Below are 24,355 nucleotides of genomic sequence, written 5' to 3' on the forward strand. Positions count from 1 at the left end.
TGGATATATGGGCGATTAAAATCGAATTATTTTGCGTTTTATCAAACATTTGGGTAGAATCGCGCGCCTATGCGTGGTTCCGAAGAAAAAAATCAGCTAAATACTAGCATTCAACCTTACAAACTTGCGACTAAAAATGGCGAGGTAAGGTTTAGTTGGCCGGTTAGTGATTTTCAGCGATTGTGCGAAATGCTGTACTCAGACGCAGGAAAGATCGATATATTGGTTAAAGGCCATAACGATCATCGCCGACGATGTTTACTGGATACCAAAATAGAGGCCGATTTGACCCTGGAATGTCAAACTAGTTTCGAGCCGATAGGCTATAAAATTAATCGCGAAGTAGTCTATTGTGCAGTTGTTTCAGAAGATTATTTCGCAGATGTTGAGGAAGAATTTGAACCGGTGCTGATGGAAGACGGTTGGTTGGACTTAAAACAGGTCATCGAAGATGAACTGATTTTGTCAGTACCTATTGTGGCTAATAAGCCCAGTGAAGAACTTGATCAGAAAATGTCCTTTGGCGAGTTAGATGAAGTCGCCATTGAAATTGAGAAAAAGGCAAGCAATCCGTTTGCCGTATTGAAGAATTTAAAGAAAACTTAAGTTTAGGAGTAATAAAATGGCTGTTCAAAAAAACAAAAAGACCCGTTCAAAGCGTGATATGCGACGTTCGCATGACGCACTGGTCGACAACACATCATCATTGTCAGAAGATGAAACAACCGGTGAAATCCACCGTCGTCATCACATGACTGAAGACGGTTACTATCGCGGTCGCAAAGTCGTTTAAATTTTAAGTATCACTGGTTAAAAGCGTTTAATTTCAAGAAATGCATTAGATTGTCGATTGATATTTAGTTCATTTCAAAGAATTGCTGATAACCGATGTTACTTTCATTAAACATTTGACCCGATTTTGACTCAAGTCATTATCGCAATAGATTGTATGGGGGGCGATTTCGGCCCCTCTGTTACAATTCCTGCCGTAAAAAAGGCGCTTTTGGCGCATCCGAAAGTCAGCTTTCAGTTGTTTGGCGATAGCCAATTAATTAACCAAGAACTTAATCACCACCGCGTTAAATCCCAATCTCAAATACAAATTTTTCAATCGGAAGATGATGTCAAGATGGATGATCCGCCTGCGCTTGCACTGAAAAATAAAAAGAAATCATCCATGCGACTGGCTTTAGAAGCCGTCAGAGACGGGCGTGCCAACGCCTGCGTTAGTGCGGGTAACACCGGGGCACTAATGGGCATTTCGCGTTTTATTTTAAAAATGCTTCCAGGAATTGACCGGCCGGCTATTATTTCAGCGATCCCAACGCTGATTAATGATCATGTATATCTGTTGGACCTGGGCGCTAATGTTGAATGTGATGAGAAACGACTGGCACAGTTTGCCATTATGGGAAATGAACTAGCTAAGTGCCTGGACAATATCGAAGAACCCACTGTTGGACTATTAAACGTTGGTGAAGAAGAAATTAAAGGGCATGAAAAGCTACGCAAAGCGTCTGAGCTGATAGGGTCTTTAGATTCGATGAATTATGCTGGATTTGTCGAAGGAAACAAAATTTTTAGCGGTGATTACCAAGTGGTCGTCACCGATGGCTTTACTGGAAATAATGTTTTGAAAGCGTCGGAAGGGTTGAGCCATTACTTGAGCATTAAAATTAAGAAAGCATTTGAAAGAAATTGGTGGACAAGGTTGTGCGGTTTGTTAGCCAAACCAGTCATTGGCGCATTTAAAGCTGAAATTAATCCGGAAAAATATAACGGTGCCTGTTTAATTGGCCTGCGGGGAATTGTCATTAAAAGCCATGGTAGTGCTAATATTAATGCCACATTTTGCGCCATTGAAGAGGCTGTGCAACAATCTCATGAGAAGTTACCGCAGAAAATTCGCGATCAGCTAGAGCGAGCGAGTGGCAAACTGTCTGATGCTTCGGCATAGGAAAACTTACTCAGCGGAGCTAGTGAAATTCACAGCTGGTTAATGAGTTGTAATCAGAAAAAACAATTTAAAATTTTAACTAAAATTGCACCAGGTGAAATAAATTTGGTGAACAAACGATACCGAATAATAAAACAAATATGAACCGATAGGCTTAGATGTTGGTCATAACGAAAACGGACTTTTGATACCAATTGAGTTTATCAACAGATTGATAACTGAAATGAGTCTTCGATGCCGGATGTGGTGTTTGAATTAAAAATATTTCAGGGTTCGGAATAGAATTTAAGATGGCAAAGTTGGCCGGGTGCTAAAATTGGCAGGTCAACGATAAACCAGATCAATATTAAAAGTGATAAAAAGGAACGAATAATGTCCAAATCTCAAGTTGCATTTGTTTTCCCCGGCCAAGGTTCGCAAGTGGTGGGGATGCTATCCGAGTTCGCAGAAGATGCTATTGTAAAACAGACATTTGAAGAAGCGTCTGACTCGTTAGGTTACGATATGTGGCAGTTAGTTTCGCAAGGTCCAGCAGAAAAGCTGAATGAAACAGAAAAAACTCAACCCGCTTTGCTCACCGCAAGTACAGCCTTATGGCGACTATGGCTGCAAAATAATGAAACTCCTTCAGTAGTCGCCGGACATAGCTTGGGTGAGTACTCCGCGTTAGTTGCGGCAAATGCGCTAGATTTCAGCACTGGCGTTAAATTGGTAGAGCGTCGTGGCGAATTTATGCAACAAGCAGTTCCTTCCGGTACAGGTAAAATGGCTGCAATCATAGGATTGGCAGATGACTTAATTGTGCAAGCTTGTGAAGAAGCAGCTCAAACACAGGTTGTGTCGCCGGTGAATTACAACTCACCTGGCCAGGTCGTTATTGCCGGTAACGCGGATGCCGTTGAAAGAGCGATGGTTCTATGCAAAGAAAAAGGGGCGAAAAGGGCGCTACCACTGCCTGTAAGCGCGCCGTCCCACTGCTCGCTGATGATACCAGCGGCGGAGGCGCTTAGTGAGGTTCTAAGTGAAATAACAATAAAAGCGCCTGAGATTAAGCTAATAAATAATGTTGACGTGGCAGCAGAAGTAGAACAATCGCGTATCAAAGATGCTTTGGTTCGTCAGCTTTATAGCCCGGTTCGTTGGACCGAGACAATTCAACATGTTGCATCTGAAGGTATTGAAATTTTGGTGGAATGTGGGCCAGGAAATGTTCTTAGTGGATTGGCGAAACGTATTGATCGCAGTTTGACAAGTTATCAAATGGGTAAAAAAGGCACATTCGATCAAGTGGTTGGAGCTCTTTGTTAAAATTTTACATTAATATACGCCCCAATATTTTATATTAACCAACATTCAAATTGAGGCATGAATAGTTAATTGCGTTTCGGAACTCGGTATTATGTCGATGTCGAATAGCTTGAGCTAACATGCCGCCTAAATCGTAATTTTGGAGACCAAAATGAGTGAAGCAAGATTAGCACTAATCACCGGTGCTTCTCGTGGCATCGGTAAAGCAATTGCGGAAAACTTGGGAAAATCAGGTTTTATTCTAGCGGGGACTGCGACTTCTCAAGCTGGCGCAGATAATATCACCCAGGCATTTGCAGACGCTGATTTGCAAGGTAAGGGTTTTGTTGTTGATGTCTCAGATCCTGAATCGATTGACCGCTTAATGACTGAATTAAAAGCAGAATTCGGTAAAACACCTGAAGTGTTGGTCAATAATGCCGGCATCACTCGCGATAACTTGCTGATGAGAATGAGTGAAGACGAGTGGGATTCCATCTTAAATACTAATCTAACTTCTGTATTCCGCCTGTCAAAAGTATGCTTAAGAGGCATGATGAAAGCGCGATGGGGCAGAATTATTAATATTGGTTCGGTTGTTGGAACCACCGGCAATCCGGGACAGGCTAATTATTCGGCAGCGAAAGCGGCACTCATTGGTTTTAGTAAATCTCTGGCGAAAGAAATTGGGGCTAGAGGAATCACCGTTAATGTGGTTGCCCCGGGTTTTATCGACACAGATATGACGCAAGCGCTTGATGACGGTCAAAAAGAGAAGTTATCGGCGACAATTCCGCTGAATCGGCTGGGTAAGCCAGAAGAGATCGCATCGGCGGTAGGTTTTTTGGCATCTAACGGGGCTGATTATATTACCGGCGAAACATTACATGTTAATGGCGGTATGCATATGGCTTAACAGCCATCGGCGTAATAAGAAATTGTTATTCACGTGGTGAAGCGAGATTAAACCTTTATTTTTAAGTGATTTTTGTGTTTAATATGGCTTCGCCAAATTCCGGCGTTTTGAGTTTAGATTTTATTGAAATTCGGTTTAGACTTTATTGATATATAGTGGTCTGACCATATGAAAAGGGCAGTTCGCAACTTGCAACTTTCCATAAAATGAATAAACTACACGCCTCAGCGTTTGCTGGATTAATTTTTAGAGGAAAATATATATCATGAGCACTATAGAAGACCGCGTTAAGAAGATCGTTGTCGAACAACTAGGCGTTAATGAAGAACAAGTTACAATGGAAGCGTCTTTTGTTGATGATCTTGGAGCAGACTCACTAGATACCGTTGAGTTGGTCATGCTACTAGAAGAAGAATTTGATACTGAAATCCCCGATGATGAAGCTGAAAAAATCAACACTGTTCAAGCAGCCGTTGATTATATTAAGGCGAACGTGGAAGGCGCGTAATCAGGCTCGCTGATTAGGTTTAATAAAAGCTGCGATAGATATCTCTATCGCAGCTTTTTTTTTGAGTGGTTAATTTTATAAAAAGGTATTAGCTGTAATGAGTAAAACTGCGATGGAAAAATCTGCTATGAAAAACAGAGTCGTAGTCACCGGTTTAGGAATGGTTTCTCCGGTCGGAAATGATGTTGAGACTTCATGGCAAGCTGTACTCGCCGGCCAAAGCGGCGCTGCTCAGATTGACGCTTTCGAGACTGAGGGTTTGGCAACAACCTTTGCTGCCAGCGTTAAAAACTTTGACGTAGAAACCTATATGTCTAAAAAAGAAGCTCGCAAATTTGATAGCTTTATTCAATACGGTATTGCGGCTTCGGTACAGGCTATTCAAGATTCAGAGATCGAAATCACGGATGAAAATGCCCATCGAGTAGGCGTTTGTATCGCGTCTGGTCTGGGCGGAATGCAAACCATCGAAAATAACCACAACCAATTATTACAGCGCGGACCGCGCAGAGTGTCCCCTTTTCTAATTCCTGGCTCGATCATTAATATGGTCGCCGGTCAATTATCGATTATGTATGGTATGAAAGGCCCGAATATATCGATCGTGACCGCCTGTACTACCGGGGTGCACAATATCGGTCATGCGGCGAGAATGATTGCCTACGGTGATGCAGATGTGATGGTCGCCGGTGGCGCTGAAATGGCAACAACCCCACTGGTTATTGCTGGTTTTGCTTCTGCGAAAGCGCTGTCTACGCGTAATGACGCGCCGGAGCTCGCCAGTCGACCGTGGGATCGTGATAGAGATGGTTTTGTATTGGGCGACGGTGCAGGTGTCGTTGTTCTGGAATCACTAGAAAGTGCGACAGCTCGCGGTGCTAATATTTATGCTGAGTTGACTGGTTTTGGTATGAGCGGCGATGCCTATCATATGACTTCTCCGCCCAATAATGGAGAAGGGGCTGCAGCGGCGATGCAAAACGCGTTAAATGATGGGCAGATATCACCTGCTCAAGTCCAGTACATCAATGCTCACGGAACCTCGACTCCGACTGGCGATATTGCTGAAACTGAAGCCGTTAAATCGATTTTTGGTGATGATGCTAAATCTGTAAAGGTCAGCTCAACCAAATCGATGACAGGTCACTTACTTGGCGCTGCAGGAAGCGTTGAAGCAATATTTTCTTTATTGGCATTGCGTGATCAAGTGGCACCGCCAACGATTAATCTGGACAACCCTGATGAGGGCTGTGATCTGAATTACGTTCCACACACTGCGCAAGAAACAGCCATAGACAATGTGCTGTGCAATTCCTTTGGCTTTGGCGGAACCAACGGATCGCTCTTATTTTCTAAATTTGAAAAGTAATGCTCTTTTGGAATTCTACCTATTTGACAATACTGTTAATCCAGATGATTCCGCGTTAAATCTTGAACGCGGTTTTTTATTTGGCGATGGCTTTTTTACCACCGGTTTAATTGTTCAAGGCGATTTTCTTCATCTGAAACTCCATTTGAAAAGGCTAGCGGATAGTGCACATAAGCTCGGTTTTAAGTCTTTTGATTTAGCTAAGTTAAAATCGAGATTAGAGCCGTTGTGTGAGCGCTCTACTAATGCTTGTATTCGTATAACTATTAGTCGACGGCAATCGCAAAGGGGTTATCGCATACCCTCCGAAGAACAAGTTACCGTGGTGATTCAGTTGTCACCCTTACCGGGAATTCCAGATTTTGATTGTGAGCTACTTTTTGCCTCAACGCCAATTTCAGTTAACTCTTTTCTGGCTGGACTCAAACACTTGAACAGGCTTGATAATGTTTTGGCGGCAAGCGAAGTATCTGAGGTTTATCAGGAATCTTTGTTGTGTGATGGAGAAACCGTTATTTGTGGTAGTCGCACCAATCTTTTTATCCACCAGGCTGGCCAGTGGTTCACGCCGACGCTAGATAAAGCCGGTATCCACGGAATCACGCGATTGCGGTTAATAACGGCGCTACGAGCGGCTAATATACCAATCGAAGAAAGAAACCTCGACAAGAAGACAGTCTTAAACTGCGAAGCGGCATTTGTCACCAACAGCCTGTTGGGAATTTGGCCTGTCTGTAAAATTGAGAACAAAGCGCTTGCAACAGATTTAGTCGAACAACTACAATCGCAGCTCAATTTTGTTCGATAAGTTGGCCATGAACCTGAAGAAAATTATTTCAATTCGCTTTTTATTCGGCGCAGTCCTGTTTGCATTGTTTTTAACAACTTACTGGCATTGGTCGGCTTATAAAGCGTTTTTGCAAACGCGGTTAAATTTTGCTCAAGAACAAAACACACTAGTCGTAAAGCCAGGTCATGGAATTAACTGGTTAGCTTATCAATGGCAGCAACAGGGCGTAATCGACAATCAATATTATCTGCGCTTTCTTTGTTGGTTAAATCCTGAATATAAGAATATCAAAGTCGGTGAATATGAATTAGAAGGTAATGAAACGCCAATTAGCCTTATGCAGAAACTCAGTGAAGGGATGGTTATACAGTATCCTTTTACTATTGTTGAGGGAACCACCAGTTTTGACATATTTAAGCAGTTAAATAATACCAGCGAGATCAAAAAAGATTGGCCCAAAGTCGGAAAAGGGAAGCGTACAACAGAAAGCCAGAACGAATTAAGTAGCGCAGAATCAAATCAACAACCATTTGACGAACAGGCATTACTTATCGAATTAAAAATTGAGCATCCAAAATTGGAAGGCTGGTTGTTTCCTGATACTTACCATTACGGTAAAAACACCAGCGCGATGGAACTGCTAAAACGCTCAGTGGCGCGAATGAGAAAGATATTAAAAGAAGAATGGAGTAACCGAGCGCCTGGGTTGCCTTATCAAAACGAGTACGAGGCTTTGATAATGGCGTCAATCATTGAAAAAGAGACTGGAATTGAATCTGAGCGGGAGCAAATCGCCGGCGTGTTTGTGCGGCGCTTGCAGAAAAATATGCGACTTCAAACCGATCCGACAGTAATCTATGGAATCGGCCCCAGCTTTAATGGAGATATTACCTATAAAGATTTGAGGACCAGAACGCCATACAACACATACGTGATTAAAGGATTACCGCCAACTCCCATCGCAATGGCGGGGCAAGCATCCATTCACGCGGCGCTCAACCCGGCAGATGGAGATGCACTTTACTTCGTGGCCACTGGAGACGGCGGTCATAAATTTAGCGCGACACTTGAAGAGCATAATAAGGCCCTTAAAGAATACCTGAGAAAACTACGGCAAAAAAACAACTAGCTAAGGAGGTTTACTGCGCGTGGTTTAACTCGACAGAGCGAAGGGCTTTAACGTAAACTTGCATTTCATATTGAATGAATATTTTTTAGTGAATACTATTTCTTTAGAAAAATTTGGAAAAACGCATCTCAAAATATGACCATCCTACATAATACTGTCCCTGATATAGGGAGCGATGACAAAATCAACGATAAGAAAATCGCGAGTGCCGGAAAATTTATAACCCTTGAAGGAAGTGAGGGAGTCGGTAAGACAACCAGCCTGAAGTTTATCCAGTCATTTATCGAGTCTGCAGGCCATAAAGTTTTGGTGACTCGTGAGCCTGGTGGAACACCTTTAGCGGAAGACCTGAGAGCGACGTTATTGACCAATCGCGTGGAAAAGGTAGAGCCGGATACTGAGTTATTATTAATGTTTGCGGCACGCTGCCAACACGTTAATCAAGTGATTAAACCGGCTTTAGCTAGTGGAACCTGGGTGGTTTGTGACCGTTTCGTGGACGCCAGTTATGCCTATCAGGGAGGTGGAAGAGGGCTTGGTTTTGAGCGTATAAAACAGCTCGAGGATTGGAGTCTTAATGGTTTCGGCCCAGATATGACTATTTTGCTCGATATGTCGGTGGAAGACGGAATGACTCGAACCCGCTCAAGAGGCGCGCCTGACAGGTTTGAGACCGAAAAAATGGCTTTTTATGAAAAAATTCGCAAAGCTTACCTTCAAAGAGCACGGCAAGATTCAGAACGTATTCATATTGTCGATGCTTCCCCCGATATTGAAACTGTGCAGCGTTCTCTTAAGCAGCTTTTACAGCAGACATTGCGAGAGAACTTCCGCGAAACAGCCCATGAAAGTTGTTAACAGATACGATGCTAACCGCAGACTTGCCCTGGTTTAAACATTGTTTCGAGCACATTGAGTCGTCCTATCGGTCCGGTCGGCTGGCGCATGGTATTTTAGTTGCCGCTCCTGATGGTTCGGGCAAGACAATTTTCGCAGAAACTTTAGTTAAAAGTTTATTTTGCCGTGAAAGCCATTCGCAATTAGCATCGCCTTGTAACCAGTGTAAATCCTGTCATTTAATCGACGCTGGTACCCACCCAGATTTTCATTTAGTGGAAAGGTTAGTTGATAATAAAGGGAAACAAAAAAGTTCTATCGGTATTGATCAAATCCGTCAACTCACTGCGAAACTAACAGACCAGGCTCAGCTGGACGGCTGGCGAGTAGCGCTGATTACTTCTGTGTCAGCGATGACTACGGCGTCGTTTAATGCATTACTGAAAACTTTGGAGGAACCGGGTGATAAAACATTACTGATTTTGTTATGTGATAATCTGCAAAAAGTGCCGGCGACAATTCGAAGTCGGTGCCAGATTTTACAACCGGAACTAAAAACCAGTATCAGTAAACCATGGATAATGGAAAAAGCCGGCGAATCTGAAGCTGTCGTTTCCGAAGCCCTGAGAAATTGTTATAACGCGCCTTTGAGTGCGCTAAATTATATTCAACAAGATGGCCATTCGACTCAACAGTCGCTTTATCAAAGCCTTGATCAGGTTTTGCAAAATCAATTAACGCCTTCAGAGTTTCTTCAGTCGGTTCCGGTTTCCGATAATGAAATGTGGGATGCGTTGGGCAATTATTTTTACTCTGCGAGCCTTTTAGCTATGGGCACGAATAAAGAGCAGTTGAATCGAGCAAATTATCAACAGCTCCCAGACAAGCTGATATTCAATCTCTATTCAAAAATAGTCGACTACAAGCGCGCACAGTTTTCTGGCAGTAATTTACAGTCAAAATTACAATTACAGGCTATACTTATACAATGGTTTGAAGCTGGCAGAAAAATAATCAATATATCAAAGGCTTAACAAATTATCTTAATGTCATTTGTCCTAAGGTTGAGGTTGCATTTAGTCGGCGAATAGGATAGTTTCTACTATTCGAATAATCGGGCGTGCATTGTTGGGTTTACGTCAGTTCTGCAAAATAGCCGGGCTGATAAAAAGGATAAAAATTCAACGCGTATTTAAGCTGTTCAAACAATGATTGTCCAAAGCCCGACTTATCATTTCAAATTGCAGAGCGAAATCAATAATCCATGGCAACACCAAGTTCTCCAAAACACGGCATACTACAATTAACGATTAAAGATAAGGGTGCGCTATACGCAGCTTATATGCCGTTTGTTAAAAATGGCGGATTATTTATTCCAACGAATAAACAATGCTCTATTGGCGACGAAGTTTTTATGCTGTTGACTTTAATGGATGAAAAAGAGCGCTTACCCGTGGCTGGTAAAATTATCTGGGTGACGCCAAAAGGTGCTCAAGGTAACAAAGCAAGAGGTATCGGCGTTCAGTTTAGCGAACAGGATAAAGGTGTGACGCGTGGAAAAATTGAAACGCACCTTGCCGGAATTCTCGAATCTGATCGGATTACCCATACCATGTAAAACTGGCCATTTTTCAATTTTATTCTGACCTGTTATTCAAATTTTTTCTTTTCTTAACTCACTATCGAAATCTGATTATTAAAAAATGCTAGTAGATTCCCATTGCCATCTTGATCGAATAGATTTAGCACCCTTTGACGGGCAACTAGAAAACGCTATCAGTGCTGCGAAAGAAGCCGGCGTTGAGCAGTTTTTGTGTGTTGCAATTAACGCTGAGAACCAACCTGAAGTTCTAAAAATAGCCGAAGCTCATGAAGAAATACATGCCTCTGCTGGCATCCATCCGCTTTATACCGAAGGTCAGGAAATTGACTTTGAATATCTCTGCGAACAGGCAAAGCATCCCAAAGTTGTTGCTATAGGTGAAACTGGCCTTGATTATTTTTATGCAGAAGAATCAGCCGAAAAACAGCAAAAGTTATTCCGAACCCACGTGCAGGCTGCCGTTAAGTCTGAATTGCCATTAATTATTCATACCAGAGATGCGAGAAAAGATACGCTGGAAATCCTCAGACACGAAGGCGCGGAAAAGGTCGGCGGCGTATTACATTGCTTTACCGAGTCTCTGGCAATGGCGGAAGAAGCCATGGAAATGGGGTTTTATGTTTCATTTTCGGGGATAGTCACTTTTAAAAATGCCTCGGAATTACGTCAAGTTGCTGCAAAAATTCCGGACGACAGAATATTGGTTGAAACCGATAGCCCTTATCTGACGCCGGTTCCGCATCGAGGTAAACCAAACTCTCCAATGTATGTTTCCGATGTGGCTAAATGCCTGGCTGAGTTGCGCGACGTTCCTTATGAAGCGTTTTGTCGGCAAACCACCAATAATTATCGGCGACTATTTTTCTCCGAGTAGATTAACGATGAGCTGCGCGACATAATTCTGCAGCTCGATAGTTTTGCCCAATTCCTACCTTCACTATAATGGTCATCTTTTGATTATTTTTAAAAGTTATAAAAATATTTAAGCCTGACATGATTTAAGTCATTAAATTATCGGTCTATTTGTTTATAATAAATACTGTACCTGCTGTTAACCTTCTTGGTTATTGTATTTCCATAAACTTCTTATCAACAGATAGAAAGGTGAGGACTATGCAATCAATTAATCGAATTCTGGTGTGTCTTGATCCAGACAGAGAACAACAGCCTGCTTTGCAAAAAGCCATTTACCTGGCAAAAATCTACCAAGCAGAAATAGACCTGTTATTGGTCGTTTATAAACGAAGTTTAGTCAATAATCTTTTTTTTAGCTCGGAACAATTCGAGCTGGCAAAACAAGGGTATGTTCGTTCACAAAAAAAGTGGGTGAATGGGTATTTAAAAGAAGTTGAGAAAGCTGATATCAGTTGTCGTTCTGAAGTGATATGGCATAAACCGCTTTATGAAGCGGTTCTTCAAAAAGCAGAAGAAATGAAAGCTGATTTAGTCATTAAATCGACTCATGAACACCCAACTATCAACAAAGTTTTTTTCACACCAAACGATTGGCAACTACTGAAGTCTTGTCCAGTCCCACTTATTCTTGCTAAGGCAGAAACGAGTTCTCAATACAATAAAGTGCTTTGTGCTATTGACCCAAGTCATGCTCATGGAAAACCCGAAACACTTGACCCTAAGATTTTGCAGACAGGTAAAGACGTTTGTAAGGTGCTCGATAGTGATTGTCATGTGACTCATTGTTATGATCCGATAAGCTTTCAATTGTGGAGTGATATCGGACTAGGAATGGGCGTTGGAATGGGACCAACCGACTTTGCAATGGGCGAAGAAAATTATGATTCTTATCTTCAACAGTTGAAAAAAAATCAGGAAGAAAAGTTTGATAAAACCGTTAGAGAGTTTCAATTTGATAAAGAACAATTACATCTGGTTGAAGGGTATCCAGAAACTTTATTACCGGAACTAGTTAAACAAATGAAAATTGATTTGCTGGTTCTTGGTACGACTTATCATTCTGGTCTAGTTGGAAGTACTGCAGAAAAAATTCTGGATAATATTAATTGTGATGTTTTATCAGTACAGATAGCGAAGAGTTAAAGCTGCAATTAAGAACAATTTGAATGGCGTGAATGGAAAATTTTCTTCTGTATGTTTGCAAGAAAATTTCGATGGAAGTAAAAGTGATTTATTGATTTTTTTATGTGATATTTTTTAATAAGTTTAATTAAAAATATCACTTGAAAAAAATTAATCGACGTAAAAAGTTGCCAATTTGATAAATAACAAACAAAAAAAATCCCAGGCTCTTTCACAGATTACCTGGGGTAGGGGAAGTAGAAGAAGAATGTCAGATCTTCGTAATTCGGTAAATCACTTTAAATTGAGTTCCTGTAATTAAATCTAGTAGAGTTTCTAATAATTGCCAGTTTTTTTGAGATATTTTTAGATTATTTTTTGCTAGATAACAGCAATCGATATAAATAATCTCTATGTGTAATTTTTGTCAGTTATTTTTGATGATAAACATCAAAATCTTGATCCCCGTGTCCTACGACTCCGTCTTTATTCCAGGGTAAATCACGATAAGGACTACTGCCAGGAGCGCCCATAAAAGGATATTTTTTTATATCAAAATAAGGGGAGTAATCGAAGTCGGCGGGAGTATAAAGACGCGTGTTTCTCGGGATGAGTTCAACGCCATCTTTACCTATTCTTCGAAACAAGGGAAGCACTGGATATCTGACGGAATAGAATGCTTCTGCAATCATTGAGGAGCAAACCGCTTTAGTCATTTCATCAGGGTTTCGTGTAAATAAACTTGAGCGCCAACGCCTCGGTAAAATTCGCCAGGGAAAAATAAAACGGGCCAGATCAAACAGTTGGCGAATGTTATAACCAACGCCGAGTTTTTCTATCGCATAATTAATAACATTTTGCGCGTCCTGCGCTGAGAGTGCAGAGGGACGACAAATTCTTAAATTGTCTTTTGCGTATTCTTCTAACGGCGTCACAATCATCCCTTTACCTAAAATTCCTTCAATAAGCAGATGTTGATCGGGTTCCGCCGAATAATGTTGTTGAAGTCTCTGTCGTTGTTCTTCATTCTGAATATCGTGAAGACGGCCAATATATAAAGCCGAATGTGACCAGCGGCTTTGGGTAATAATTCGAATCACGTCAGAGACGCGACTGCGGCCCTCAACTAAAACAACATCTCCAGGTCGAATGCCATAGCTTAATTTCTCAAAGTCGCAAATTGGGAATTTTGCCGGTGGTGTTTCGCGGTTTAGCCAGTTTTCTAATTTATTACGTATGGACATTTTTGTTTGACGAACATTAATAGTTTGGAAGGTAAATTATGTTTTATTTTCAACTAGTTAAATTATAACGATATAAATACTTTAAGCTAGTAATCTTTTTGATGGTAGATTGAGTGCGTAAATCGACTTGAGTGGCAATTATACGATAATCAAATTCTTGCATAAGGGCACAGTTTAGCAATTTTAAAAGTCAAAGCGCCGGGAGTTGTGGTCGGTGGCTTACCTGGTGAGATGAATTCAGATTGACAAGTATCAATAGTTAAGGACATATTAGTCTTTGACACTGGTTAATTAATGAGATTTTGGCTAGACTAGGCGCCACTTTTTAGGCGACAACTATTGATAAACGGCGACGATTATGACTCTTGATATTTGGGACGATTTATTTTTACTCGATCAACAATTGAACGAAGACGAAAGAATGGTACGTGACATGGCCAGAGGCTATGCACAGGAAAAACTCATGCCGAGAGTGCAAGAGGCCAATCGAAATGAAATTTTCGATACTGAAATCATGCGCGAAATGGGCGAACTCGGTTTACTTGGGTCAACCATTAACGGATATGGTTGTGCTGGTGTGAGCTATGTTTCCTACGGCCTGGTTGCTAGAGAGATTGAGCGAGTGGATAGTGGCTATCGTTCCGCACTCAGCGTGCAATCGAGTTTGGTGATGCATCCAATTAATGCCTATGGAACTGAAGCACAAAAAGAAAAGTATTTACCCAAGCTGGCCACCGGTGAGTGGATTGGCTGTTTTGGCCTGACTGAGCCTGACAGTGGTTCAGATCCTGCAAGTATGAAAACCCGCGCAAAGAAAGTTGACGGTGGTTATAAGTTAACCGGTACTAAAATGTGGATAACCAATTCTCCGGTTGCTGATGTCTTCGTCGTTTGGGCAAAAAATGAAGCAGAAGATAATCGAATCTGCGGCTTTGTATTAGAAAAAGGCATGGAAGGGCTTAGTGCACCTAAAATTGAAGGCAAATTCTCCCTAAGAGCATCGGTGACAGGCGAGATTGTTATGGACGAAGTATTTGTTCCAGAAGAGAATATGTTTCCAGAAATCCGCGGATTAGCAGGTCCATTCGGATGTTTGAATATGGCTCGTTATGGTATTGCGTGGGGAGCGATGGGGGCTGCGGAGTTCTGCTGGCATGCGGCACGTAGTTATGGTCTTGATCGAAAACAGTTCGACCGTCCGCTCGCTGCAACTCAATTGTTTCAGAAAAAACTCGCCGATATGCAGACGGAAATCACACTTGCCCTACAAGGGGCGATACGAGTAGGGCAATTAATTGATGCTAAAGCATTTAAACCAGAGATGATTTCGTTAATTAAGCGAAATTCATGCGGTAAGGCATTGGACATTGCCAGAACTTCCAGGGATATGCATGGTGGTAACGGTATCAGTGACGAATTCCATGTGGTTCGGCACATGCTTAATCTGGAAGCAGTCAACACTTACGAAGGTACTCATGACATTCATGCGCTTATTCTTGGAAGAGCGCAAACAGGTATTCAAGCGTTCAAATAGGGTTTGGCCATAACGTCAATTGATGTTACGGATAGTGCTCAATTAGCTTATGACAAACGGCCTTTAACGAAAGGCCGTTTTTCTTTCTGAGATAAATGTTAAGTAATTAACATTTCGACCGATAAAGTCTCTGGGCAGCGAGCGCAAATTTTGTACCAATGGACATTAATTCAATATCATTCAACAAAAAAACAACCAGTTACACATTATTTTACATTGAGTTACTCTAGAAACGCTGTTTTTCTTGAGTTTTCCGTAATTTAAGGTTATTTATTTACTTACGGAAGGAACAATTCCATCGAGCAACCTGTCAAAGCAAGAAGTTAAAGCCCAATCAATTAAAAAGGGCTACTATTTAAGAAATCAGGTATTGCAATAATCACGTGAATTAGGACCCAGATGTAATGGTATCGATTAAATCAGTAGTTAAAACCAGCATTATCGCTATTTCGTTGTCGACCACATGCCAGCTAATAGCAAATCCCAACCCCAATCCAAATCCGACAATCGCTTCAGTGGAAGATCCGCAAATGTTGGATATTTCGCCAAAGGCGGTTCATCACCAGGCGAGCCGGTACATTTCCTGGTTTATTCATGACTATCATTACGCCAAGCCAAAGCTTAGGGATAACGAGTCGGCTAAAATCCTCGAACAATACATCGAAATGCTTGATCCGAACAAAAGCTATTTTCTTGCCAGTGATATTCGAGGATTCCAAAAGTATCGCTATAAAATGGATGATTCAATTTCTTACGGCTTATTGAACCCGTCTTTTGATATTTATGCGGTGTTTCAAAAGCGCTGGGCAGAGCGAAATGAATATGCGATGTCTTTGCTGAATAAAAAAATGGATTTCACCACCAAAGACGAGTTTCAGATTGACCGAGAAGAGGCTAACTGGGCAGTTAATAAAGAAGAATTGGATGATTACTGGCAAAAGCGGGTAAAAAATGATGCGCTCAATCTGGTTCTGGCCGATAAAAAATGGGAAGAAGCTAAAGAGATACTGACAAAAAGATATAAAGTCGCCATGCGGCGCGTTTCGCAAATTAATAGCGAAGATGTTTTCAGTTATTTTATGAATGCTTACACCAACACTGTAGACCCACATACTTCTTATTTTTCACCGCGAACAGCGGAAAACTTCAATATTGATATGAAGCTTTCGTTAGAAGGCATTGGTGCGGTACTGCAGGCTGACGATGTTTACACCAAAATTAATCGCATCGTTGAAGCCGGCCCTGCAGATAAGTCGGGCGAGATTTCAGTAGATGATAAAATCATTGCCGTCGGTCAAGATAAAGAACCCATGGTTGATGTGGTTGGTTGGCGATTGGACGATGTGGTGGATCTGATCCGCGGTGATGCTGGAAGTGTGGTTCGTCTTGAAGTGGAGCCAGCTAACAGCACTGTTTCCGGGAAAACGAAAATTGTTTCTATCGTTAGAGAAAAAGTAAAGTTAGAAGAGCAGGCGGCTAAGTCAGAAGTCATTGAAATCGAAAATGGCGGTAAAACACAGCGTGTGGGTGTGATTGACTTACCCAAGTTTTATGTGGATTTTAAAGCGCGCTATGAAGGCAAGAAAGATTATCGCAGCACCACCAGAGATGTGCGTCGTCTCATCGAAGAAATGAAAGCAGATAAAGGTATCGATGCACTGATTATCGACCTTCGATCGAACGGTGGTGGTGCACTTGATGAAGCAACCGCGTTAACCGGTCTATTTATCGATAAAGGACCTGTGGTTCAAGATCGTAATCGTCGCGGTCAGGTAGAAATACTGGGTGATACCGATGCCGGTACTAGTTGGGATGGTGCGCTAGCTGTATTGGTTAATGGTTCAAGTGCTTCAGCGTCGGAAATTTTCGCCGGCGCCATCCAAGATTATGGACGCGGACTTATTATCGGTGAACAAACCTTTGGTAAAGGTACTGTTCAAACGGTGTTAGATCTCAACCAACGAGTCAGGTCCGAAGACAATGGGTTTGGTGCGTTAAAACTTACCGTGAACAAATTCTACCGAATTACCGGCAAAAGCACTCAGATGAAAGGCGTTATGCCGGATATTAATTTTCCTGACCCTTACTCAAGAAAAGATTTTGGCGAACAAAGCTACGATTCTGCACTGAAGTGGGATGTGATTAATCCTGTGGACTATGACAAGGTTGGCGATTTCAGTGATTACCTGGCAGCGCTACAAAAGAAGCATGAGCAAAGAATTGAAAATGATCGTGAGTTTCAATACTTGATCGAAGATATTGCTGAGCTGAATAAGCGCCGTGCCAAGAAAACCGTTAGCCTTAATATTGAAGAGCGTAAGCAAAGACGCAAAATGGATAAGCAAAAGCAACTTGATCGCGAGAATGAAAGACGCGTGGTGAAGGGGTTGAAGCCAATTCTACAAATTGACGAAAATACTGAGTTGACAGAGCCCGATGACAGTAAGCTTCAAGAAGCTGCTAATATTTTGCTCGACTATGTCATTCTCCAGCAAACTAATAAATACGCGGACTTGAATAATAAGTCATAAAAAAGGGGCAGACAGCCCCTTTTTTTATCTCAATTCACATCAATAACTCCCTGCCGAAAACAGACTAAAAATAGACCTTGTTATCGATAACGATAAAAGTTTACTCGCAATATTGTTAATTGGATATTGTTAAATGGATATTGTTAATTGGTTAGAGGCTCATTTTTATGGAAATAAATTTCTGAAGAAAAACTATTCCGCTTTGCAAGAATTTTACGGACTGATTTGAACCTGGACTTCAGCAAAAAAATATTATGGTGACTTGGGTTGTCTTCAAAGCTTCGAATGTTAATTTTTAGCCGCTCTATATCACTCGTCAAACCGAGCAGATTAAAAGTCACTTTACTTTCATGAGAACCTAAAAAAACAGACTCTAATGACAATGGAATTCTTTTTCCTTTAGCGACTAAAGAGATAGTGTTTTCGAGGTATTGCGCGAGCCATTTTTCTTGATCGTTAACATTAGAAGTTAATAAGTTATTCTGATCGCCAGGCATTTTTTCTGAATAAGACTCGTACGCCGATTGAACTGTTGCTTGCGATAAGTTCACTGTTAACAAATACCCGGATTCTTTTTGTTGTAGCGTAAAGAATGATAAAAAACTATTGTGTGCTTCAGCAGGGGCAACTGACAATATCAATAAACAGGAAACTATCATCAAGCATCTTATATTTAATTGAGCTTTCATATTCTTTATTTTTTCGTTAAACAATTAGTCACTCAACGCGCAATTGCTCTAGAGCGAGCTCACCACGAAGGCATTTAGGGATATTCACTGGATTATTAGCGTCGGCATGATAGTGGTATTCACTCCAGTGGTGGAATAGTGTCGGACCAAAATGTCCATTACAAGAATCTAAATTGAAGGCTGGAACACCGTAAAATTCATCGCTGCCATAAATAGGAAAGCCATCCATTGCATACCCAATGAGTTCCCGATCTGACTTTTGAGGAACATTTTCGCAAGTGACTTCGTGAATATTATTCTTTTTCAAAACTTCATTAATAACGTCGGCGATGATATGAGAGTGATAAAACCCTTCATTTAAATGCCCGCCGCACCAATCCAAAGCTGGCATGCTACCTGGTGCGGTCGGAGCCCCTGGGATTCCTTTAGCAACTGATGGCGGCAAGCCGTTGATTGGCAACCCAAAAAAGGACAAGCCGACAATTTGCGAAGCGTCCTTTAAGTCAGTCGGTTTATCTGCAAAGCTCGGGAATAAAGGTATGCGATAAAAAAGTTTCAAGCCCGGTTCTTTTTGGGTTTCGATACAATATGCCAGGTCTGGATCCATTTGAGGTGGTTCAGGGGGAGCGGCTAATACAAAATGAACATTTCCTTCATCATCAATAATATCGTATCCGTCAGCTTCCATATCTTCAAATAGAGAGCGGTTGAGTACTCTCAATCCCGGGTTGGTTTTTCCGTCATATGGATAAAGCCCGCCGACATCATTGACGGTTGCGGGACAATAGGGACCGTCTTCAATGGGCGTACTAATTACCCCAACTTCCATGCACCATGATTCGACTTTGTTTCTTAAAGTGCATTTTACCAATTTGGGTAAACCAATCATATTTTGGGGATTGAACAGATAAACACCCGAGTTAATTAAAATTTTATCAAAGTGAGCTAAGGCGGGATAAGAATGTGCGACAGGAGTCGTCTGAGTCGATCGAACTGGAAGGTTAGTCGCTTCGAGGTTAATTGAGATTGCCAAGACCAGGTGTAGAGCATTGACGAAAAACAGGTGTACTGCTTTCATTTTCTTATCCTCCAGTATTAATAGTAAACCCAGTATAGAAGGCTTCAGGGCATGAAATCATGACGGTAAATAGACTTATTTTGTCTATGATTTCAAGAGATATATTGCACTCTATATATTTTATTTGGTATAAAATATAAGGTTTTTCTTGGGGTAAGGAAAGTCATCTGAAACGGTGAGATAATTTTTAAAGTTCGCTACTCTCATTGGTATAACCTCAAATTATTTGGTATCAATGAAAGCCAAACCATAGAATTCACACTCAACCATAGAAACAACAAAGAATTTTTACATGCAAGTATCAGCAATTCGTAAAAAAAGCCTAATTACTGCGATTAAGACGCCTTTCGATCAGCAAGGAAAAATAGACCTCAAAGCCTATGACTATTTGGTCGAGCAACAGTTAAAAGCTGGTGTTGACGGGCTCGTTGTTGGCGGCACTACAGGGGAAGGGCACTTGCTCGATTGGGAAGAGCATTTAATGTTGATTGCGCATACCGCTAGCAAATACGGTGATCGACTATTAGTTATCGGCAACACCGGTAGCAATAACACAAGAGAAGCGGTTAAAGCGACTGAGTATGGGTTTGCCTCGGGGATGCATGCCGCATTACAAATTAATCCTTACTACGGTAAAACAACGCAACAAGGCGTACAAAAACACCTGGAAACTGTTTTAGCAATCGGTCCCGCGTTTATCTATAACGTGGAAGGCCGGACGGGACAAGATATTGAACCATTCGTTATGGAAAATCTGGCCAAACACCAGAATTTTGTCGGTGTGAAAGAATGCGCTGGTAATGAACGAATTAAATACTATGAAGAGCGGGGGATTGCATGTTGGTCTGGCAATGACGACGAATCTTTTGCTGGACGCCATCAATACGGCAGTCATGGCGTTATTTCGGTGACGTCAAACATAGTCCCCGCGCTAATGCGTCGGTTGATGGACGAGAATCAGGAAGCACTAAACCAACAGTTAGTTCCTCTGATGCAATGGCTGTTTTGCGAACCCAATCCGATCTGTATCAATACTGCTCTTGCAATGACAGGCGCAGTTCAACCTGTTTTTCGATTACCTTATTTACCACTCGATCAAGAAAAGCGCCAGCAAGGCGTCAGTATTTTAAACGAACTTGAGCCGTCATCTGCTGTAGGAAATCAAATTCAGTCATTGTCGGACGAAGACTTTACTGTCCTGGTTTGAACGGAATAAAAATTCTTCCCAAGAAAAAACGATCAGGGAAATGAAGACTCTCTGATCGTTTGAAAAACTAATTGGCCATCTTGTTCAACTATTTCCCAAAAAATATAGTTGCCTGAAGTAACGTCGCCGTTTTCATCAAAATCAATGCTGCCGGCAGCCCCTTCCAGGTTGAGATCGGCTCCCAGGTTTTGTAAAGCCGTTGCGTAACCTTGTGGCCCAACATTCACAATAACTGCGTTTGCAGAATCTGCATTAGAGAGTGAACTTAAGTTATTTTTTATCGCTAAAGCAGAGTTTTCACCGCCAACACTCATTGCTAACGCAATCAGGTAAACCGCATCATAAACTGATTCAGTAAAGACTGGTGGCGGTTTATTAAACAAAGCCCGGTAAGTTTCGCTGAAGTTAATATAATTTTCGAAAGTGCTAGGTGCCGTCGGCGAACTGCCTCGCATACCTAAAATGACCTGGGCTGGCGAGTTGCCAATAAATTCAGTGCGATTGTTACCATCGACGCCATATAACCTGGGTAAAGTCGGCAGGTTCGCATTGGCCAGCGAGACCATGATATTGGCGCCGTCAATGATAAAACTAATAACAACGATTGCGTCGGGTACGCCGCTGACAAAGAGTTGGTTAACCTCAAAATCGAACTCGCTAGATTTATCTGCAGGGTAACTGATAGCAGACATTACCTGTCCGCCGGCTTGTTGAAAACGCTGCGTAACTGCTTGTTGTAATCCATCACCGTAAGCATCATCACGATAGATAATACCAATGCTGTTAACTTGTTCCTGAACTAATTGATCAGCCAGAAAAATTCCCTGGAATGCGTCAGAGGCAACAGAGCGCCAAACCAGGTTATTATCATCCAGAGCAGAAATCGCAGGAGAGGTTGCTGACGGTGAAATTATTGGAATATTGCTGGCGGTGATTGTTGGTGTAATGGCAATGGTTGTTCCGCTGCCGGCCGGGCCGATAATACCGACGACCCCTTCATCGATAAGCTGTTGGGCCATTAACACACTAACGGTCTCTGAGTCGTCCAATCCAAGCCGAGTATCACGAACCAGAAATCCGATTTCCTTACCGTTGACACCGCCGGCGCGATTGATTTCCTGAGCCGCTAGTCTTGCAGTTGCTTCCATATCTTGCGCAAAGCCCGCTAACGGGCCTGTAACCGGTGCTAGAAGTCCAATTTTGATTTGGTCGTTAGTGACCTCGGGTATTTTGTCATCAACGCTTGTATCGCAGCTAGCGAGGAAAACCAGCGAGAAAACCAGCGCAATGGTCGATGTCAGGCTGGTAGTCGTCAGACTGCGTCGTTTTCTAAAGTTCATAACGTAAGTTTAGATACCAGGATCTAGATTTGCCAGGAATGTCGATGCCAACAAAACCTGGTTCAGCATAGTCTTCATCGAAGAGATTATTAATGTTTAGCTGCAACGAGAGAGCGTTCCAGGTGGTAAGATAACTGAAATTAAACAGTGAGTATGCTTCTAATTGATAAGGTTGTAACAAATTTTCTCTAATGTTTGAATTGGTCGCTCTACGTTCCGAAGCATATTTCGTTGAAATGCCGATGGTGTCTCCGTTGCTGAATTGATATTGAAACCTGATATGACTTGTCAGGCGAGGGTACATCGCTGTTGGTGCAACCTGTGTTCCTTGAAATAAAGTATTAGTCTTGTTATCGGTGTTCTGATAGGCAAAGTTGGCAATTAGTGAGAAGTCTCGGTCAATCCACTTCAATTCCGATTCTAGCCCTTTACCTTCTTGTTTACCTGAATTAGTCGGTTGAACATTTGCACCTTGCGGGAGTAACTCCACTTTATTATCGATCTGGTTCAGCCATAGACTCAAATTCAGTGCAAACTTCGCAGAGATTAACCAGCTCACTTCCGCTTCTACGGTATCTGCTTTTTCTGCAGATAAATTGGCGTTACCAATGATTTCTCCGGGATAAAGTGGTTGTGCATAAAGTTGCATTGCTGCAGGCGCTTTGTATGAGCTGCCAAATAAAAATTTAGCTGAGATTGGTTTTGAAAACTGTTTAACCAAACCGAACCGGTAGTTAGTGTTAGTTCCGTATATATTATGATCGTCACTACGCAGATTAAGAGTCAGCAGTGTGTCTTTGTTGATTGAATTCAAATATTGAACATAAGCACCAACATTTTTTAAGGTCACTTTACCTGTGGGCGTACTCAACAGAGTTATATCACCGGTGGTTGAATCGACGCTCGATATTTGAATTAGCGATTCTTGATCATTGGCAAAATCAACGCCAAAAATGTAGGCGCTTTGATTGTTAGACTGGTAATGGATCTCAGAAGAAAAATCAAATACTTCGAACTCAAACTCTCTTTTCGGAAAACTCACCGGAGAGTTTAAACTGAGTTTTTCGTCGCTACTTGGTTTACCACGAGTAAAAGAAAAATTCAGATGAGCCTCGAGATTCTGGCTGTATTTCCAGGCAAGTTTATAGTTAGTTAACTGTTGGTTAAGTGCAATTCGGTTTTCATGGCTCAGTGTACCAAAATCGAGAAATTCAGCGACGGTATCTAGATGTGAGTAATTAATAAGCAGTTCATGAGTAAAGTCGCCGGACTGGTAAATCCACTGAGAAAAAAATGATTCCGGTAAGGTTTCAGAATTATCCGAGCTGAGGCCGGTAAAGTCATCGGCTTTTGGCGAGGTTGAAGGTAGAGTTAGTCCGTCATTGTTTGCTTTCTCCCCGTTTGCCGCAATAATAAAAGACCAATTTTGTTGTTTTTCGCTCAACACGGCGGAGACTGACATGTGTTGGTTTTTCCCGAGCCGTAAGCGATATTGCTGTTGGGCATTCTTTTCCGCTGGCCTTGTGATAATGTTAACTATTCCCATAAAGGCGTTCTCTCCATAGAGCGCAGAGCCCGGCCCCCTGACAACTTCAATACGCTCAACAATCTCTATCGGCAACAGTTCCGGCCCGAGAAAGTTTGTTGAATCTGAGCGAAATGATACTGCCGTTCCGTTGATCATGACTTTCAATATTTTGTTATAAGCCCTTTGCCCGCCGTTAATTCCTCTTACGCCATAATTATAACGAGCATAGTCATTTATTCCGTAAAGTCCCGGAACCTGTTGTAAAGCCTCTGCCACAGATTGATAACCCCAGGCAAGGATATCTTCATGGGTAATCACCGATACGATGGCGGGTGTCTTAGTTGCTTCCTGGGTATTTTTTGTCGCAGTGTTTATTTTAATATTCATTAACTCTTCAAGGCTCATATCCAACAGATTAACTTTCTGTTGTTCGGCACAGTGCGCTGGTATCGACGAGAGGCAATAGAGGGCTGTCGCTAATAACGCATTAGTCGTGCACTGCATTAGTAAACTTGTTATTGTTTTCAATCGATTGAGCTTTGGAATGAATATATGTTTTAGTTCTAATAGTAGTAGAATCTAATTATTTATCAAAAATACTCTGATAATAAGCTTTTGTTTTGAGAGTTATTCTCGACACCGTTATCGTGGCCAGTTAAAAATTTTCCAGGGTGATTTCGTGTTTGATGTTAGCGGCAGTTTGCAGTGTTTTGGTTAAAGGCATATGACAATTCTTTGGGACAATTTATTGAGTAAATATTTAATTAGTGT

22 protein-coding genes are annotated in these 24,355 nt (G+C 41.8%); 17 read left to right on the top strand and 5 right to left on the bottom strand.

Translation table 11 applies throughout. The features are described 5' to 3' along the window. The first annotated feature begins 69 nt into the window (after window positions 1–69). From FLL46_RS13135 to FLL46_RS13200, 14 genes are all read left to right on the top strand, one after another. The gene (locus FLL46_RS13135; protein WP_142894074.1) at window positions 70–606 is read left to right on the top strand and encodes a YceD family protein; all 537 of its coding nucleotides are present in this window, start codon (window positions 70–72) and stop codon (window positions 604–606) included. 16 nt (window positions 607–622) lie between these two features. Further along, window positions 623–793: a 50S ribosomal protein L32 gene (rpmF, locus tag FLL46_RS13140; protein WP_142894076.1), complete on the top strand. Its 171-nt coding sequence runs from the start codon at window positions 623–625 to the stop codon at window positions 791–793. A 126-nt stretch (window positions 794–919) separates the two neighbouring features. After that, entirely contained in the window at window positions 920–1,957 is a 1,038-nt protein-coding gene (plsX, locus tag FLL46_RS13145; protein WP_210418694.1) for a phosphate acyltransferase PlsX, read from the top strand. Between the two features lie 372 nt (window positions 1,958–2,329). Then, complete coding sequence (gene fabD / locus FLL46_RS13150) at window positions 2,330–3,265, top strand: ACP S-malonyltransferase (protein WP_142894078.1); 936 nt, start codon at window positions 2,330–2,332, stop codon at window positions 3,263–3,265. Window positions 3,266–3,416: 151 nt separating this feature from the next. Continuing rightward, on the top strand, window positions 3,417–4,160 hold the full coding sequence (gene fabG, locus FLL46_RS13155; protein WP_142894080.1) for a 3-oxoacyl-ACP reductase FabG: 744 nt from the start codon (window positions 3,417–3,419) through the stop codon (window positions 4,158–4,160). Window positions 4,161–4,425: 265 nt separating this feature from the next. Then, window positions 4,426–4,668: an acyl carrier protein gene (gene acpP, locus FLL46_RS13160; RefSeq protein WP_142894082.1), complete on the top strand. Its 243-nt coding sequence runs from the start codon at window positions 4,426–4,428 to the stop codon at window positions 4,666–4,668. Window positions 4,669–4,765: 97 nt separating this feature from the next. Beyond that, a complete protein-coding gene (fabF, locus tag FLL46_RS13165; protein ID WP_246119310.1) occupies window positions 4,766–6,037 on the top strand; it encodes a beta-ketoacyl-ACP synthase II in 1,272 nt (423 codons plus the stop codon). Between the two features lie 7 nt (window positions 6,038–6,044). Beyond that, window positions 6,045–6,845, top strand: coding sequence for an aminodeoxychorismate lyase (gene pabC, locus FLL46_RS13170; RefSeq protein WP_168204150.1), 801 nt, complete (start codon window positions 6,045–6,047; stop codon window positions 6,843–6,845). A gap of 7 nt (window positions 6,846–6,852) precedes the next feature. Further along, on the top strand, window positions 6,853–7,956 hold the full coding sequence (mltG, locus tag FLL46_RS13175; protein WP_142894086.1) for an endolytic transglycosylase MltG: 1,104 nt from the start codon (window positions 6,853–6,855) through the stop codon (window positions 7,954–7,956). Between the two features lie 135 nt (window positions 7,957–8,091). Next, window positions 8,092–8,814, top strand: coding sequence for a dTMP kinase (gene tmk, locus FLL46_RS13180; protein ID WP_142894088.1), 723 nt, complete (start codon window positions 8,092–8,094; stop codon window positions 8,812–8,814). Between the two features lie 8 nt (window positions 8,815–8,822). Beyond that, complete coding sequence (locus FLL46_RS13185) at window positions 8,823–9,827, top strand: hypothetical protein (RefSeq protein WP_142894090.1); 1,005 nt, start codon at window positions 8,823–8,825, stop codon at window positions 9,825–9,827. A 230-nt stretch (window positions 9,828–10,057) separates the two neighbouring features. Further along, complete coding sequence (locus tag FLL46_RS13190; RefSeq protein ID WP_142894092.1) at window positions 10,058–10,411, top strand: PilZ domain-containing protein; 354 nt, start codon at window positions 10,058–10,060, stop codon at window positions 10,409–10,411. 85 nt (window positions 10,412–10,496) lie between these two features. Further along, window positions 10,497–11,270, top strand: a complete 774-nt coding sequence (locus FLL46_RS13195) for a TatD family hydrolase (protein ID WP_142894094.1) — start codon at window positions 10,497–10,499, stop codon at window positions 11,268–11,270. Window positions 11,271–11,509: 239 nt separating this feature from the next. Further along, the gene (locus FLL46_RS13200) at window positions 11,510–12,454 is read left to right on the top strand and encodes a universal stress protein (RefSeq protein ID WP_142894096.1); all 945 of its coding nucleotides are present in this window, start codon (window positions 11,510–11,512) and stop codon (window positions 12,452–12,454) included. Window positions 12,455–12,864: 410 nt separating this feature from the next. Here FLL46_RS13200 and FLL46_RS13205 read toward each other — a convergent pair whose 3' ends face one another. After that, a complete protein-coding gene (locus tag FLL46_RS13205) occupies window positions 12,865–13,677 on the bottom strand; it encodes a YiiX/YebB-like N1pC/P60 family cysteine hydrolase (protein ID WP_142894098.1) in 813 nt (270 codons plus the stop codon). Window positions 13,678–14,035: 358 nt separating this feature from the next. On the opposite strand from FLL46_RS13205, the gene FLL46_RS13210 reads away from it, so the two are divergent. Both FLL46_RS13210 and FLL46_RS13215 read left to right on the top strand, forming a co-directional pair. Continuing rightward, the gene (locus FLL46_RS13210; protein WP_142894100.1) at window positions 14,036–15,211 is read left to right on the top strand and encodes an acyl-CoA dehydrogenase; all 1,176 of its coding nucleotides are present in this window, start codon (window positions 14,036–14,038) and stop codon (window positions 15,209–15,211) included. Window positions 15,212–15,615: 404 nt separating this feature from the next. Continuing rightward, window positions 15,616–17,742, top strand: coding sequence for a carboxy terminal-processing peptidase (locus FLL46_RS13215; protein WP_142894102.1), 2,127 nt, complete (start codon window positions 15,616–15,618; stop codon window positions 17,740–17,742). Between the two features lie 143 nt (window positions 17,743–17,885). On the opposite strand, the gene FLL46_RS13220 is transcribed toward FLL46_RS13215, so the two are convergent. Continuing rightward, on the bottom strand, window positions 17,886–18,401 hold the full coding sequence (locus FLL46_RS13220; protein WP_142894104.1) for a hypothetical protein: 516 nt from the start codon (window positions 18,399–18,401) through the stop codon (window positions 17,886–17,888). Between the two features lie 58 nt (window positions 18,402–18,459). Continuing rightward, on the bottom strand, window positions 18,460–19,509 hold the full coding sequence (locus FLL46_RS13225) for a YHYH protein (RefSeq protein WP_246119311.1): 1,050 nt from the start codon (window positions 19,507–19,509) through the stop codon (window positions 18,460–18,462). A 292-nt stretch (window positions 19,510–19,801) separates the two neighbouring features. Here FLL46_RS13225 and dapA point away from each other — a divergent pair, with 292 nt between their 5' ends. Then, window positions 19,802–20,716 (top strand): 4-hydroxy-tetrahydrodipicolinate synthase, encoded by a 915-nt coding sequence (dapA, locus tag FLL46_RS13230; RefSeq protein WP_142894106.1) that lies wholly within the window; start codon window positions 19,802–19,804, stop codon window positions 20,714–20,716. Between the two features lie 32 nt (window positions 20,717–20,748). Here dapA and FLL46_RS13235 read toward each other — a convergent pair whose 3' ends face one another. Both FLL46_RS13235 and FLL46_RS13240 read right to left on the bottom strand, forming a co-directional pair. Further along, window positions 20,749–22,056 carry an ABC transporter substrate-binding protein gene (locus FLL46_RS13235; protein ID WP_142894108.1) on the bottom strand — a complete coding sequence of 436 codons (1,308 nt, stop codon included), beginning with the start codon at window positions 22,054–22,056 and terminating at the stop codon, window positions 20,749–20,751. Then, a complete protein-coding gene (locus FLL46_RS13240; RefSeq protein WP_142894110.1) occupies window positions 22,046–24,088 on the bottom strand; it encodes a TonB-dependent receptor plug domain-containing protein in 2,043 nt (680 codons plus the stop codon). Before FLL46_RS13240 ends, FLL46_RS13235 begins: the two co-directional genes overlap by 11 nt. Between the last annotated feature and the right edge of the window lie 267 nt (window positions 24,089–24,355).

Origin of the sequence: Aliikangiella coralliicola, assembly GCF_007004725.1 — a bacterium.
In the GTDB taxonomy this organism is placed as follows: Bacteria; Pseudomonadota; Gammaproteobacteria; order Enterobacterales; family Kangiellaceae; genus Aliikangiella; species Aliikangiella coralliicola.